A 13,354-nucleotide genomic window follows, 5' to 3' on the forward strand; every position below is an offset into this window, starting at 1 on the left:
GGGCCGGCCGCCGCAGCCGCCCGTCCCCGACGCTCATTCCCCCTCGAAGGGCAGGGCCCGCACCGGCCGCTGGCCGCTCCCTACTGGCGCGCCGGGGGGATCGAGGCGCCCTGCACGTAGGCGAGGCAGCGGGCCCGCGTCTCGGAGTCCTCGATCGCCAGGAAGGCCTGAAGCAGGCTCGCGGCCTCGGCGAAGTTCGATGCCTCGCCCTCGAAGGCGGGCCGGGCCGACGCCTCGGGCAGGGTCAGCGCCGTCGCGACACCGAGCGCTCCCGCGAGCTGGCGCAGGGACAGTTCGGCCTGGACCGGCAGGCGCAGGGCGAGCAGCTCCTGCTCCGCCTCCCGCTCCGCCGTCGCCGCACCGGAAGCCTTGTCCGCCTGAAGCCAGATCATCGTAGCGCCCCGTTGGGTCCTTGCCGCCGCACCGCCGTGATCGCTTTTCGCCACGAGTATGCGCAACCCTGAGTCTGACCATATGAATATTGCATACTTATAGGATATCCGTTGCGATCACGTATGGAAAATGGGGCTTCGTGCAGACCGTACGTTAACCGCGGCGTTTCCGTTTCCCGGCCGCGGTCCCGCCCCGCGCGCGGCCCGCATGCGCGGCGCCGGGCTGTGCGGATCGGGCCACCGCTCTAATACAAGCGGTGCGCGCCGGGCCTTGAGACCTCGTGGTGCTGCGGCCTCGAGGAGGATCTGCGTGACGGGCGACGAAACCCGATACTGGCTGGCGACCGGGCTCGCCGTCGCGGCCGCCCTGGCCGCTTGGTATCTCCTCCCCGTCGATGCCTGGCTCGCGGCCTTCAAGGCGTGGACGCAGGGGCTCGGCCCCTACGGGCCCGTCGCCTTCGCGGCCCTCTTCGTCGTCGCGACGCTCCTCGTCGTGCCCTGCACGCCCCTCACCATCGCGGCGGGCGTCGCCTTCGGCTGGTGGTCGCTGCCGATCGTTCTCGCCGCCGCCACGCTCGGCTCGGTGCTCGCGTTCGCGGCGGGGCGCACCCTGCTGCAGGACCGGGTCCGCGCCCTGATCGAGCGGCGGCCGGCCATGAAGGCCACCGTCGAGGCGGTCGGCGAGGGCGGCTGGCAATTGCTGACGCTGATGCGCCTCAGCCCCTTCGTCCCCTTCAACGCCCAGAACTACATCCTCGCCATCACCGACGTGCGCCCGGGGGCCTTTCTCGTCTCAACCATCCTCGGCATGCTGCCCGGCACGCTCGTCTGCGTCTATCTCGGGGTGATCGGCCGCGCGGCGGGCGGGGACGCGCCGGAGCACTGGATCTCCCTCGGGCTCGGCCTCGTTGCGACCTTCGCGGCCGTCGGCCTGACCCGGCGGCGCGTACGGGCCAAACTGAGGATGCGGAGAGCCGGCGCGGGCGCATGAGAGATCTATCGAGCATCGAGACCCCGGACGCGGGCTGGCTGCGCCCCGGGGAGACCTGCTGGCGCCGGGAGCCGGCCGCCCGCATCGCCCTGCTCCACGACGGGGCGGCCTATTTCGCCGCCGCGCGGCGCGCCCTCCTCGCGGCGCGACGCTCCATCCTGCTGATCGGCTGGAGCTTCGATCCGCGCGTGCGCCTCGATCCCGTCGGCGAGGCCGAGCGGGAGAGCATGGCCGACCTCCTGCGCCGCCTGAAGGCGCAGCGGCCCGACCTCGCGATCCGGCTGCTGATCTGGGACATGCCCTGGCCGATCTCGGCGGGCAACGACCACACGCCGGACACGGTGCGGGCGGCGCTCGGCCCGCAGATCGATTTCCGGATCGACGGCACCCTCCCCTACGGCGCCTGCCAGCACCAGAAGATCCTGGTCATCGACGACCGCGTCGCCTTCTGCGGCGGGGGCGATTTCGAGGTGAACCGCTGGGACACGCAGGCGCACCGCGACCGCGACCCGCGCCGACGCCTGCCCTCGGGGGAGACCTACCCGCCGCGCCACGACGTGATGATGGCGGTGGACGGGCCTGCCGCCGCCGCCCTCGGCGACCTCGCCCGGCGCCGCTGGCTGGACGCGACGGGCGAGCGGCTCGGAACGCCGGAGGCTGGGCCGGAGGGCTTCGGCGACCCCTGGCCCGACACGGTGACGCCACTCCTGCGCGACGTCGAGGTCGGCATCGCCCGCACCGAGCCGGCACGGGCGGGCCGAGCGGCCCTGCGCGAGAGCGAGGCCCTGTATCTCCGGGCGATCCGGGCCGCGCGCCGCATCATCTACCTGGAGAACCAGTATTTCACGTCGCCCCTGATCGCGGCGGCGCTGGCCGCCCGGCTCGCCGAGCCGGACGGGCCCGAGATCGTCGTGGTGCTGACCGAGCGCAGCCCAAACGGCTTCGACCGGCTGACCATGGACAGCGCCCGCCGCGGCCTGATCGCGCGGCTGCGTGCGGCCGACCCGCACCGTCGCCTGCGGGTGCTGGCGCCCCGCACGCCGGCCGGCGGCCCGATCCTCGTCCACTCGAAGGTCGCGGTCTTCGACGACCGGCTGCTGCGGGTCGGCTCGACGAACCTCAACAACCGGTCGCTCGGCCTCGACACGGAGTGCGACCTCGCGATCGAGGCCCTGCCCGGTGAGCCCTACGACCTGCGCCGGGAGGCGATCGCGCGCGTGCGCGACGGCTTCGTCGCCCACCATGCCGGCTGTCCGCGAGACCGGTTCGAGGCGGTGGTGCGGCAGCGCGGCTCGGTGCGCGCCGCCCTCGACGACCCCGCCCTCGTCTCGCCCGAGCGCCTCTGCGCCGTCGTCGCCTCCCGGCGGGGCCTCCTCGCCCGGTTCATCGAGGCGTGGCATGTCGGCGATCCGGTCGGCACCGCCGACCTCTGGCGCCCGTGGCGCCGCCGGCGCGCCCTGCGCGTCCGCACGGAACCCGCGGCGCGCGGGGATGCCGCGCGCGTCCCATCCCGGTCCGAGAGGGAGGCGGTGAGGGAGGCGGCCTCTCCGGACAGGGCGCATCCCTCGCCCCACTCATCTCCCGCCCGGGAGAGGGAGCCCGTCGTGCCCTCCGGCCCGGACCGCTAGACCGTCGCCGACGCCCGCGCGGCGATCCCGGCCGGTGCCGGCACGAGGCAGAGCTCCGTGAGGAGCGGCAGGTGGTCCGAGGCGAGGCGCGGCAGCGCACCCCGGACGACGCCGGCCCGCTCGGCCGTGACGCCGTCGCTGACGAAGACGTGGTCGAGGCGCAGCACCGGGAAGCGGCTCGGGAAGGTGGCGCCGCGCCCCTGCCCGCCCGCGAGGCCGCGCACGTCGGTGAGCCGGGCGGCGAGCCGCCGGTAGGCCCGGGACAGGGGCGTCGCGTTGAGGTCGCCCACCAGAACGAAGGGCGTGCGCGCCCGGTCCCCGCCGAGCCAGTCGGGGCCGAGCAGCGCCTCGACCTGCGCCAGCCGCTCGCGCCCGGACAGGCCGAGATGCGTGTTCAGGATCTGCAGGCGGCCCCCGCCCACCGCGATCTCGACCCAGAGGGCGCCCCGCGGCTCCAGGCCGGGCCGGCGGGCGAGGCCGGGCAGGGCGCCGGCCTTGACGAGGCTCGCGGGCCGCGTCGTCAGGATGGCGTCCCCGTAGCGCTCCTCCAGGATCTGCAGGGCGGGATGGAAATGGTGGCGCATGTCGAGGAGCCGCGCGATCTCCTCGGCCTGATCGAGCCCGCCGGTGCGGGCGCGCCCGACATCGACCTCCTGGAGCGCGACGACGTCCGGCTCGCAGGCCGCGATCACCTCGGCGATGCGGGCGGGCGAGATCACCCCGTCCACACCCCGGCAGTGGCGGATGTTGTAGGTCATCAGGCGCAGCCGCGCCGGCCGGGGAAGCGGGAGATCCATGCGGGACGCTGGTGGGGCGATCGGCGGATCGCGGGCGAAGGGATCTAGGGCGGTGCGGCCCCCTCTGGAACCCGCGCGGCGCCCCTCTCCCCGACCGGGGCGGCGATCCTCACACCGACAGCCAGCGCCGCACGTCCGCCTCGACCATGGTGGCGCGGGGTCCCGCCTCCACCACCTGGCCTCGGTCCATCACCGCGTAGGTGTCGCAGAGGTCGCGGGCCCACTCGAAATACTGCTCGACGAGGATGATCGCGATCTTCTTTTGGGAGCGCAGAAACGTGATCGCTCGGCCGATATCCTTGATAATCGAGGGTTGTATTCCCTCGGTCGGCTCGTCGAGGACGAGAAGGCGCGGGCGCGTCACCAGTGCCCGGCCGATGGCGAGCTGCTGCTGCTGGCCGCCCGAGAGGTCGCCGCCGCGCCGGTGCAGCATGTCCTTCAGCACCGGGAACAGGTCGTAGACCTCCCCCGGCACGTGGCGGTCCGCCCGCCGGCAGGGGGCGAAGCCGGTCTCCAGGTTCTCCTTCACGGTCAGCAGCGGGAAGATCTCGCGCCCCTGCGGCACGAAGGCGACGCCCGCCCGCGCCCGGTCGTAGGGGGCAAGGCGCGAAATGTCCTTGTCCCCGAGCCGGATGGCGCCCTTCGAGATCGGCTGCTGGCCGACGATCGCCCGCATCAGCGAGGTCTTGCCGACGCCGTTGCGGCCGAGCACGCAGGTCACCTGGCCCGGCTCGGCGGTGAGCGAGACGCCGCGCAGGGCCTTCGCCGCGCCGTAATGGAGATCGACGTCCTCGACGGCCAGCATGCTCAGCGCCCCAGATAGACTTCGACGACCCGGGGATCGCCCGACACGGCGTCGATCGAGCCCTCGGCCAGCACGGCGCCTTCGTGCAGGCAGGTGACCCGGCAGGCGAGCGCCCGCACGAAGTGCATGTCGTGCTCGACCACCATCACGGCGTGGTCCCGCGCGATGGCCCGCAGCAGCGTCGCCGTGGCCTCGGTCTCGGCATCCGTCATGCCGGCGACCGGCTCGTCGACGAGGAGCAGCTTCGGGTCCTGCGCCAGCAGCATGCCGATCTCCAGCCACTGCTTCTGCCCGTGCGAGAGGTCGGCCGCCGGGCGCCCGCGATGGGCGATCAGCCCGACCGTCACGAGGATCTCCTCGACGCGCGCCGCCTCCACCCGGTTGCGCCAGCCGAACAGAGAGGCAAGCGCGCGGCGCGGCCCCTTGAGCGCGAGCACGATGTTGTCGGTCACCGTGTGGCTCTCGAACACGGTCGGCTTCTGGAACTTGCGGCCGATGCCGAGATCGGCGATCGCCGGCTCGTCGAGGCGGGTGAGGTCGTGCACCCCGTCGAAGACGGCCGCCCCGGTATCGGGCCGGGTCTTGCCCGTGATCACGTCCATCATCGTGGTCTTGCCGGCCCCGTTCGGGCCGATGATGGCGCGCATCTCGCCCCGCTCGAGCGTGAGCGAGAGGCCACGCAGCGCCCGGTAGCCGTCGAAGGTGACGCGGACGTCGTCGAGGTAGAGGAGCGCCCGGGTCAGGCGGCGCTCGGTCGCCGGGCCGACCGCGGGCTCGGGGCTCAGGAGATCGGCCTCGCTCATCAGCCGCGCCCTTCCTCGGCGAGCTTGCCCGGGATCTCGGGCTCGGGCGGGAGCCTCGCCGCCGCGCGCCGGCTGCCGAACCGCTCGATCGCGGTGCCGACGATCCCCTTCGGCAGGAAGAGCGTCACGAGGACGAACAGGGCGCCCAGCGCGAAGAGCCACGCGTCCGGCAGGGCGCCGGTGAGCAGCGTCTTGGCGTAGTTGACGAGGATGGCCCCGAGCGCCGCCCCGACGAGGGTGCCGCGCCCGCCGACCGCGACCCAGATCACCGCCTCGATCGAGTTCGTGGGCGCGAATTCGGAGGGGTTGATGATGCCGACCTGCGGCACGTAGAGGGCGCCCGCCACCCCCGCCATCATGGCCGAGACCACGAAGGCGAGCGTCTTGTAGGCTTCCGGCCGGTAGCCGAGAAAGCGGGTGCGCGGCTCGGCATCGCGCACCGCGATCAGGACCTTGCCGTAGGCCGAGACCGTCATGAACCGGGCGATCAGATAGCCGATGGCCAGGGCCGCCGCGGTGGCGAGGAAGAGCGCGACGCGCACCCCTTGAGCCTGGACGGGGAAGCCGAGGATGTCCTTGAAGTCGGTGAGCCCGTTGTTGCCGCCCAGCCCCATGTCGTTGCGGAAGAAGGCGAGCATCAGCGCGAAGGTCATCGCCTGCGTGATGATCGAGAGGTAGACCCCCGTCACCCGCGAGCGGAAGGCGAGCCAGCCGAACACGAAGGCGAGGAGGCCGGGCACCGCGAGCACCATCAGGGCCGCGAAGGGGAAGCGGTCGAAGCCGAGCCAGTACCAGGGCAATTCCGTATAGTTCAGGAACACCATGAAATCGGGCAGGACCGGGTTCCCGTAGACGCCGCGGGGGCCGATCTGGCGCATCAGGTACATGCCCATCGCGTAGCCGCCGAGGCCGAAGAAGGCGCCGTGGCCGAGCGAGAGGATGCCGCAATAGCCCCAGACGAGATCGAGGGAGAGGGCGAGCAGCGCGAAGGCGAGGTACTTGCCGAACAGCGAGACGAGGTAGGTCGGCAGGTGCAGGCCCGAGCCCTCGGGCACCGCGAGGTTGAGGAGCGGGACGGCGAGGCAGATCGCGGCCAGCACGCCGAGGAAGATCCGCCCCTTCAGGTCGATGAGGGCGGGCCTCGGCAGGGTGGCGCCCATGCTCACGACTCCACCGCCCGGCCCTTGAGCGCGAACAGGCCGCGCGGGCGCTTCTGGATGAACAGGATGATGAAGACGAGGAGCGCGATCTTCGCGAGCACCGCGCCGAGATACGGCTCGAACAGCTTGTTGGCGACGCCGAGGGTGAGCGCCGCGACCAGCGTGCCCCAGAGGTTCCCCACGCCGCCAAACACCACGACGAGGAACGAGTCGATGATGTAGCCCTGGCCGAGATTCGGCGAGACGTTGTCGATCTGCGAGAGCGCGACGCCCGCGATCCCCGCGATGCCCGAGCCGAGGCCGAAGGTCAGGGCGTCGACGAGGGGCGTGCGGATGCCCATCGCCGCGGCCATGCGCCGGTTCTGGGTCACGGCCCGGGTCTTCAGGCCGAAGGAGGTCCTGCGCAGCACGAAGAGCAGGCCGAGGAAGACGCCGAACGAGAACACGACGATCCAGAGTCGGCCCCAAGTGATCGAGAGGCCGAAGAGGTCGAAGGCGCCCGTCATGAAGGCGGGCGCGCTCACCTCGCGGTTCGTCGGGCCGAAGATCGAGCGCACCCCCTGCTGCAGCACGAGGCTGATGCCGAAGGTGGCCAGCAGCGTCTCGAGCGGCCGTCCGTACAGGTAGCGGATGACGCTCCGCTCGATGAGGACGCCGACCGCGCCCGCCACCAGGAAGGCTGCCGGGATGCTGGCGGCGAGCGACCATTCGGACAGGGCGGGGGCGTGCGCGCGGATCGCGCCCTGGACGAGGAAGGTCGTGTAGGCGCCGAGCATCACCATCTCGCCGTGCGCCATGTTGATGATGCCCATCACCCCGAAGGTGATGGCGAGCCCGATCGCGGCGAGGAGCAGCACGGAGCCGAGGGAGATCCCGTACCAGACGTTCTGCGCCGCCCCGATCAGGGCGAGCCGCGTCTCGACCGTCCGGACGCCGCGGTCCGCGGCGGCGCGTACCGCCTCGCTCGAATCGGCGGAGAGGGCGCGAAGCAGGCCCAGAGCGTCGCCGTCGCCGCGGCCCGCGATCGTCTGGATGGCCGCGAGGCGCTCGGGCTCCGCCGCGCCGGGCCGGGCCAGGATCACGGCGGCGCGGGCTTCCGTCAGCGCCCGCCGCACGCTCGCATCCGCCTCCTTCGCGAGGGCGGCGTCGAGGGCCGGGAGCGCGCCCGCGTCGCGGGCCTTGAACATGGCATCCGCCGCCTCGTGGCGCTTGCCCGGATCCGGGCTCGTCAGGTTGAGGCCGCCCATCGCGGCCTCGATCGCCCGGCGGACCTTGTTGTTGGCGCGCACGGACTTCAGGCCCTCGGCGCTCGCCGGGGCGCCGGTGCGGGCCTCGACGAGACCGGATCCGTCGCGGATGAACAGGGCCCTGTCGGCGGGCCGATAGAGGAGGCGCCCGTCGGCGAGCGCCCCGATCACGGCCCCGGCGCGCGGGTCGCCGCTCGCCCCGAGCCCGACGATTCCGGCCTCGATCTCCGCATAGCTGTCGCTCGCGAGCCGTGCATAGGCCGCGTCGCCCGGCGCCTGCGCGAGGGCGGGGCCGGCCAGGAGGCAGAGGAGGAGAGTGAGAAGGCGGATCATCGCGGTGCCTCGACGCGCTCCCTCCCCCGTTCGGGAGAGGGCCGGGGAGCGGGATGCGCCCTCCCCCATGCGGGAGAGGTCGGGCGCGCCCTGCCGGGCGGGCGCATCACGCCCCACCGCACTTCTTGGTCTTGGTGTTGTAGTTGCCGCAATTGAGCGTCACCCAATCGGCCTCGAGGTCCTTCGAGCCGTCGAGCTGCTTCGACCACGCCTCGCCGGGGATGAGACCGTCCGTCTTCCAGACGACGTCGAACTGGCCGTCATCCTTGATCTCGCCGATGAAGACCGGCTTGGTGACGTGGTGGTTCGGCAACATCTTCGCGGTGCCGCCGGTGAGGTTCTTCTGCTCGATGCCGGGCAGCGCCGCGATCACCTTGTCGGGCTCCGTGGTGCCGGCCTTCTCCACCGCCTTCACCCACATGTTGAAGCCGATGTAATGGGCCTCCATCGGGTCGTTCGTGACGCGCTTGGCGTTCCTCGTGAAGGCGCGCCACTGCTCGATGAAGGCCTTGTTCTCGGGCGTGTCGATCGACTCGAAATAGTTCCAGGCGGCGAGGTGGCCGAGAAGCGGCTTGGTGTCGATGCCGGCCAGCTCCTCCTCGCCGACCGAGAAGGCCACGACCGGGATGTCGGTCGCCTTCACGCCCTGGTTGGCGAGTTCCTTGTAGAAGGGCACGTTGGCGTCGCCGTTGATCGTCGAGACCACCGCCGTCTTCCTGCCGGCCGTGCCGAAGGCCTTGATGGCGGCCACCCGCGTCTGCCAGTCCGACTGGCCGAACGGCGTGTAGTTGATCGAGATGTCGGCGGGCGCGACGCCCTTCGCCTTGAGGTAGGCTTCGAGGATCTTGTTGGTGGTGCGGGGATAGACGTAATCCGTCCCCTCGAGCACCCAGCGCTCGACCTTCTCCTCGCTCATCAGGTAGTCGACGGCGGGAATCGCCTGCTGGTTCGGGGCGGCGCCCGTGTAGAACACGTTCCGCTCGCTCTCCTCGCCCTCGTACTGGACGGGGTAGAACAGGATCGAGTCGAGTTCCCGGAAGACCGGCAGCACGGATTTGCGCGACACGCTCGTCCAGCAGCCGAACACGGCCGAGACCTTGTCCTTGGCGATCAGCTCGCGGGCCTTCTCGGCGAAGAGCGGCCAGTTCGAGGCCGGATCGACCACGACCGGTTCGAGCTTCTTGCCCAGGACGCCCCCCTTCCGGTTCTGCTCCGCGATGAGCATCAGCATCGCGTCCTTGAGGGTCGTCTCCGAGATCGCCATCGTGCCGGACAGCGAATGCAGGATGCCGACCTTGATCGTCTCCTGCGCGCGCGCTGCGGACGCGCTGGCCAGTCCGAGGGCGAGGATGCCGGCCAGCGCGGCGGCGCGGGTCCAGCGTCCGACGGGCGACGGATGCTCCGGTCCGGTCGAGAGGGCTCTGCTCATCGTCGAGGTCTGCCGTTTCCCTGCCCGTTCGGTGGGCGCGAAGGACTGGCAAGCGATGTGCCAAGCGCCGCCGCGACCGTCGCGCCGAGCCCGTCCGAACGCGGCGCGCCCTCATCCGCCCCTGCCGAGGCAGGCGCCCCGTCGCGCGTGCGGCATCGGCCGTGCATGAGCGCCCGAGCGCGCCTTCAGCGCGTCGCCCGGGCGGGCTAGAACGCGCTGGGGCCTCGCAGGATCGGCTGGGAGCGGCGCATGAGCGGGCGACAGGCGGGGGCGGCCCGCATCGAGATCATCGGCGCGCCGATCGAGGTGGGCACGAGCGAGCCCGGCGCCCTGATGGGGCCCGCGGCGCTGCGCACGGCCGGCCTCGTGCGGACGCTGGCCGATCTCGGCCACGCGGTCGCGGATCTCGGCGACGTGGTGCCCGGCTGCCCGGCTGAGGCTCGGGGCCTTCCGGCGGTCGCGGCCTGGACCCGGGTCCTGTCCGAGCGTGTCGGGGCGAGCCTCGCGGGAGGCGCTCTGCCGGTGGTGATCGGCGGCGACCACAGCCTGTCGCTCGGCTCGGTCGACGGGGTGCTGCGCCATCGCGAGGGGACCGGCCGGCCGCTCTTCGTGCTGTGGCTCGACGCGCACGCGGATTTCAACACGCCGCAGACCTCGCCCTCGGGCAACATCCACGGGATGCCGCTGGCGGCGCTCTGCGGGGAGCCCGGATTCGAAGGTCTGTTCGCGCAGGGCCCGCGCCCGCTCCTCGATCCCGGACGCATCCACCTGTTCGGTCTGCGCTCGATCGATGCCGGCGAGCGCGCCCTCGTGACGGATCGGCACGTCGGCGTCACCGACATGCGGGCCATCGACGAGTTCGGGGTGGTTGCGCCCCTGCGCCGGGTTCTGGAGCGGGTCGCGGCGGCCGGCGGCCACCTGCATGTCAGCCTCGACATCGACTTCCTCGATCCCGGCATCGCGCCGGGCGTCGGCACAACGGTGCCGGGGGGCGCCACCTTCCGCGAGGCGCATCTGATCATGGAGATGCTCCACGATTCCGGCCTCGTCGGCTCCCTCGACGTGGTCGAGCTGAACCCGTTCCTCGACGAGCGCGGGCGCAGCGCCCGGGTGCTGGTGGAACTCGTCGCGAGCCTGTTCGGCCGCCGCATCCTCGACCGGCCGACACCCGTGATCGAGGCCGTGCCGCGGGACCCGACGCCGTGAGGCGGCGCCGCGCTGACTGTCCCCTCGCCCTGTCCCCTGCCGGAACGGGCGCGCGGCCCCCGCGAAAGATCCGTTAGTCCATGCGGCCCCTCCCCCCGCCCGAGGCGGTGCAAGCCCCCGCCCCGCTGCGCCAGCGCTCCCGCGGCTGCGTCCGGCTCCGGATGGCGCGGGCGGGTGCCGCAACGGTCGTCGCCGACCTTTCGGAATCCGGTCCCTCGCGCCTGCGCTTTCCGAGAACCCACGGGCCGGTGCCGGAGGCCGTCCTCGTCAACACCGCGGGCGGCATCGCCTGCGGCGACCTGTTCGAGATCGGCATCGAACTCGAAGCGGGCGCCGGCCTCGTCCTCACCACAACCGCCGCGGAGAAGGTCTACCGCTCGGACGGGCCGGCGAGCTTGATCCGGAACCGCCTCTCCGTCGCGCCGGGCGCACATCTCGCCTGGCTGCCGCAGGAGACGATCCTCTACGACCGGGCCCGGCTGGAGCGCCGCTTCGAGGCGGATCTCGGCGCGGGTGCGGGCCTCCTCGCCTGCGAGATCGTGATGCTGGGGCGCGCCGCCCGAGGCGAGACCTTCGCTTCGGGCGCGATCCGCGACCGCTGGTTCGTCCGCCGCTCGGGCCGCCTCGTCTACGCGGATGCGCTGCACCTGTCCGGCCCGGTCGCCGACATCCTCGCCCGTCCTGCCACCGGAGGGGGCGCACGCGCCTTCGGCACGATCCTCGACTTCGCCCCCGGTGCGGAGAGCCGTGTCGAGGAGGCACGGGCGCTCCTCGACACGCCGGGGGACGGCGTCGAGGCCGGCGCCAGCGCCTGGAACGGGCACCTCGCCGTGCGCCTCCTCGGCCAGGATCCGGACGGGCTCCGGAGCCTTGCGGCCCGCTTCCTCGCGGGTTACCGGCGCGCGCCCCTGCCCCGGGTCTGGCAAGGGTGATCTCCGGCTTCGCGGGCCTGCCTCCCGCTCAGGCCGCCTGCCCCGAGAGCCAGGCCCGCGCCAGGGCGAGGTCCGCCTGGCCGAGTCCGTGGCCCGTGGGGAGCGTGCGGTGCTCCACCCGGGCGCCCGCCCGCTCCAGCATCGCCGCGAGGGAGGCGGCATTCTCCGCCGGCACGATCGGGTCGAAGGCACCCGACAGGATCATCACTCCGGCTCCCGCGAGATCCGCCGCCGGCGGCGCGGCGAGCGGCACCATCGGCCGGATCAGGACGGCGCCGGCAAGGGCCTCGGGGTGCAGCAGCAGCGTCGCGGCGGCGATGTTCGCCCCGTTCGAGAAGCCGAGGGCGACTGGCGCGGGCAGGCCGTAGATCCCGCGGGCCTCGGCGACGAAGCGCGCGAGGTCACCGGCCCGGCGGATCACGTCGGCCTCGTCGAACACGCCCTCGGCGAGGCGCCGGAAGAACCGCGGGCTCCCGTTCTCCAGGACCTGCCCCCGCGGCGAGAGCAGGGCGGCGCCCGGCGCCACCATGCGTCCGAGCGGCAGGAGGTCGGCCTCGTCGCCGCCGGTGCCGTGAAGGAGCAGGAGCGGCGGCCGGCTCGGATCGCTGCCCGGCTCGAAGCGGTGGACGAAGCGTGCGGTGTCGGTCGTGGTCGTCATCGGAACCTCCTCGATCTGGGGCGTGTCACGCGATCTTCGGCAGGACCTCCTCGATCCCGGCCCGGTGCGGCTCCAGGAAGTCCGGGAGCTTGAGCGCCTGCCCCAGCGCCTCGACCGGCTCGTCTGCGGTGAAACCCGGCGCGTCGGTAGCGATCTCGAACAGGACGCCGCCCGGCTCGCGGAAATAGACCGAGCGGAAGTAGTTGCGGTCGCGCTGCTCGGTCACTGTGAGGCCGTGCCGCTCGCTCAGGCGCCCGGCCATCGCCGCCTGGGCCGCGTCGTCGGCCGCCCGGAAGGCGATGTGGTGCACGCTGCCCGCTCCCGGCCGGCCGGGCAGGAAGCCGCCGACTGCGCGCAGGGTGACGAGCCCGCCAAGCCCCGCGCTGCCCGAGAACCGCGTCGCCGAGCCCTCGCGGCCGGACTCGGTGAAGCCGAGCACGTCCGTCAGGATCGCAGCGGTCGGGCCGGCTTCCGCCAGCAGCAGCGTCACGCCGTGGAAGCCGCGAATGGCGTGCTCTTGCGGCACCTCGCCGCCGCTCCAAGCTGCCGCCTCGCCCGCATCCTCGATGCCGACGAGGGCGAGCGCCATCCCGTCCGGATCGCGGAAGCGGAGCGTCGACTCGCCGAAGACCTGCACCAGGGCCTCGTGGCGCACGCCGTGGGCGAGGAGGCGGTGCGTCCACCAGCCGATCGAGGCGCGCGGGACCCGGAAGGCCGTCTCCTGCGTCTCGCCGATCCCGACGCGCCCCGGAGCGGCGTGGGGGATGGGGAAGAAGGTGAGGATCGTGCCGGGCCGCCCCGTCTCGTCCCCGTAATAGAGATGATAGGTGCCCGGATCGTCGAAGTTCACAGTCTTCTTCACGAGGCGCAGCCCGAGGACGCGGGTGTAGAAATCAAGGTTTCGCAGGGCGGGGCCGGAGAAGGCGGTGACGTGGTGCAGGCCGGTCTCGGACATGGCGTGTCTCCTGTGGCT

At 72.5% G+C, this 13,354-nt stretch carries 13 protein-coding genes; 4 read left to right on the forward strand and 9 right to left on the reverse strand.

Annotated features, from left to right (window positions below; all coding sequences use genetic code 11):
- Positions 1-80: 80 nt before the first annotated feature.
- Positions 81-392, reverse strand: coding sequence for a hypothetical protein (locus tag J2X36_RS03235; protein ID WP_310346106.1), 312 nt, complete (start codon positions 390-392; stop codon positions 81-83).
- A 310-nt stretch (positions 393-702) separates the two neighbouring features.
- Between J2X36_RS03235 and J2X36_RS03240 the strand changes: the two genes are divergently transcribed.
- Positions 703-1,383 carry a TVP38/TMEM64 family protein gene (locus tag J2X36_RS03240; protein WP_310346109.1) on the forward strand — a complete coding sequence of 227 codons (681 nt, stop codon included), beginning with the start codon at positions 703-705 and terminating at the stop codon, positions 1,381-1,383.
- Positions 1,380-3,011, forward strand: a complete 1,632-nt coding sequence (locus J2X36_RS03245) for a phospholipase D-like domain-containing protein (RefSeq protein ID WP_310346111.1) — start codon at positions 1,380-1,382, stop codon at positions 3,009-3,011. Before J2X36_RS03240 ends, J2X36_RS03245 begins: the two co-directional genes overlap by 4 nt.
- Here the strand turns inward: J2X36_RS03245 and J2X36_RS03250 are convergent.
- The 6 genes from J2X36_RS03250 to urtA all read right to left on the reverse strand — a co-directional run bounded on the left by J2X36_RS03250 (position 3,008) and on the right by urtA (position 9,585).
- Complete coding sequence (locus J2X36_RS03250) at positions 3,008-3,808, reverse strand: endonuclease/exonuclease/phosphatase family protein (RefSeq protein WP_310346113.1); 801 nt, start codon at positions 3,806-3,808, stop codon at positions 3,008-3,010. The two genes, J2X36_RS03245 and J2X36_RS03250, sit on opposite strands and share 4 nt — an antisense overlap.
- Before the next feature lie 109 nt (positions 3,809-3,917).
- Positions 3,918-4,613 (reverse strand): urea ABC transporter ATP-binding subunit UrtE, encoded by a 696-nt coding sequence (gene urtE, locus J2X36_RS03255; protein WP_310346119.1) that lies wholly within the window; start codon positions 4,611-4,613, stop codon positions 3,918-3,920.
- Positions 4,614-4,615: 2 nt separating this feature from the next.
- Positions 4,616-5,416 carry an urea ABC transporter ATP-binding protein UrtD gene (gene urtD, locus J2X36_RS03260; RefSeq protein WP_132255389.1) on the reverse strand — a complete coding sequence of 267 codons (801 nt, stop codon included), beginning with the start codon at positions 5,414-5,416 and terminating at the stop codon, positions 4,616-4,618.
- Positions 5,416-6,576 carry an urea ABC transporter permease subunit UrtC gene (gene urtC, locus J2X36_RS03265; RefSeq protein WP_310346124.1) on the reverse strand — a complete coding sequence of 387 codons (1,161 nt, stop codon included), beginning with the start codon at positions 6,574-6,576 and terminating at the stop codon, positions 5,416-5,418. The genes urtD and urtC overlap by 1 nt, the downstream gene beginning before the upstream one ends.
- Before the next feature lie 2 nt (positions 6,577-6,578).
- Positions 6,579-8,156, reverse strand: a complete 1,578-nt coding sequence (urtB, locus tag J2X36_RS03270; RefSeq protein ID WP_310346127.1) for an urea ABC transporter permease subunit UrtB — start codon at positions 8,154-8,156, stop codon at positions 6,579-6,581.
- Between the two features lie 106 nt (positions 8,157-8,262).
- A complete protein-coding gene (urtA, locus tag J2X36_RS03275; RefSeq protein ID WP_310346129.1) occupies positions 8,263-9,585 on the reverse strand; it encodes an urea ABC transporter substrate-binding protein in 1,323 nt (440 codons plus the stop codon).
- A gap of 249 nt (positions 9,586-9,834) precedes the next feature.
- Here urtA and rocF point away from each other — a divergent pair, with 249 nt between their 5' ends.
- Together rocF and J2X36_RS03285 are read left to right on the forward strand one after the other, a co-directional pair.
- On the forward strand, positions 9,835-10,791 hold the full coding sequence (rocF, locus tag J2X36_RS03280; protein WP_310346131.1) for an arginase: 957 nt from the start codon (positions 9,835-9,837) through the stop codon (positions 10,789-10,791).
- Positions 10,792-10,871: 80 nt separating this feature from the next.
- Positions 10,872-11,723, forward strand: coding sequence for an urease accessory protein UreD (locus tag J2X36_RS03285; RefSeq protein ID WP_310346133.1), 852 nt, complete (start codon positions 10,872-10,874; stop codon positions 11,721-11,723).
- A gap of 28 nt (positions 11,724-11,751) precedes the next feature.
- On the opposite strand, the gene J2X36_RS03290 is transcribed toward J2X36_RS03285, so the two are convergent.
- Positions 11,752-12,381 (reverse strand): alpha/beta hydrolase, encoded by a 630-nt coding sequence (locus tag J2X36_RS03290; protein WP_310346136.1) that lies wholly within the window; start codon positions 12,379-12,381, stop codon positions 11,752-11,754.
- Positions 12,382-12,406: 25 nt separating this feature from the next.
- Positions 12,407-13,336 carry a ring-cleaving dioxygenase gene (locus tag J2X36_RS03295; RefSeq protein WP_310346138.1) on the reverse strand — a complete coding sequence of 310 codons (930 nt, stop codon included), beginning with the start codon at positions 13,334-13,336 and terminating at the stop codon, positions 12,407-12,409.
- Positions 13,337-13,354 lie beyond the last annotated feature (18 nt).

Source organism: Methylobacterium sp. BE186 (assembly GCF_031457035.1).
Classification (GTDB): Bacteria; Pseudomonadota; Alphaproteobacteria; order Rhizobiales; family Beijerinckiaceae; genus Methylobacterium; species Methylobacterium segetis.

Coding starts and splice junctions, on each gene's coding strand:
- J2X36_RS03235 (WP_310346106.1), bottom strand. CDS start 392: ATGATCTGGCTTCAGGCGGACAAGGCTTCCGGTGCGGCGACGGCGGAG.
- J2X36_RS03245 (WP_310346111.1), top strand. CDS start 1,380: ATGAGAGATCTATCGAGCATCGAGACCCCGGACGCGGGCTGGCTGCGC.
- J2X36_RS03250 (WP_310346113.1), bottom strand. CDS start 3,808: ATGGATCTCCCGCTTCCCCGGCCGGCGCGGCTGCGCCTGATGACCTAC.
- urtE (WP_310346119.1), bottom strand. CDS start 4,613: ATGCTGGCCGTCGAGGACGTCGATCTCCATTACGGCGCGGCGAAGGCC.
- urtD (WP_132255389.1), bottom strand. CDS start 5,416: ATGAGCGAGGCCGATCTCCTGAGCCCCGAGCCCGCGGTCGGCCCGGCG.
- urtC (WP_310346124.1), bottom strand. CDS start 6,576: ATGGGCGCCACCCTGCCGAGGCCCGCCCTCATCGACCTGAAGGGGCGG.
- urtB (WP_310346127.1), bottom strand. CDS start 8,156: ATGATCCGCCTTCTCACTCTCCTCCTCTGCCTCCTGGCCGGCCCCGCC.
- urtA (WP_310346129.1), bottom strand. CDS start 9,585: ATGAGCAGAGCCCTCTCGACCGGACCGGAGCATCCGTCGCCCGTCGGA.
- rocF (WP_310346131.1), top strand. CDS start 9,835: ATGAGCGGGCGACAGGCGGGGGCGGCCCGCATCGAGATCATCGGCGCG.
- J2X36_RS03285 (WP_310346133.1), top strand. CDS start 10,872: ATGCGGCCCCTCCCCCCGCCCGAGGCGGTGCAAGCCCCCGCCCCGCTG.
- J2X36_RS03290 (WP_310346136.1), bottom strand. CDS start 12,381: ATGACGACCACGACCGACACCGCACGCTTCGTCCACCGCTTCGAGCCG.
- J2X36_RS03295 (WP_310346138.1), bottom strand. CDS start 13,336: ATGTCCGAGACCGGCCTGCACCACGTCACCGCCTTCTCCGGCCCCGCC.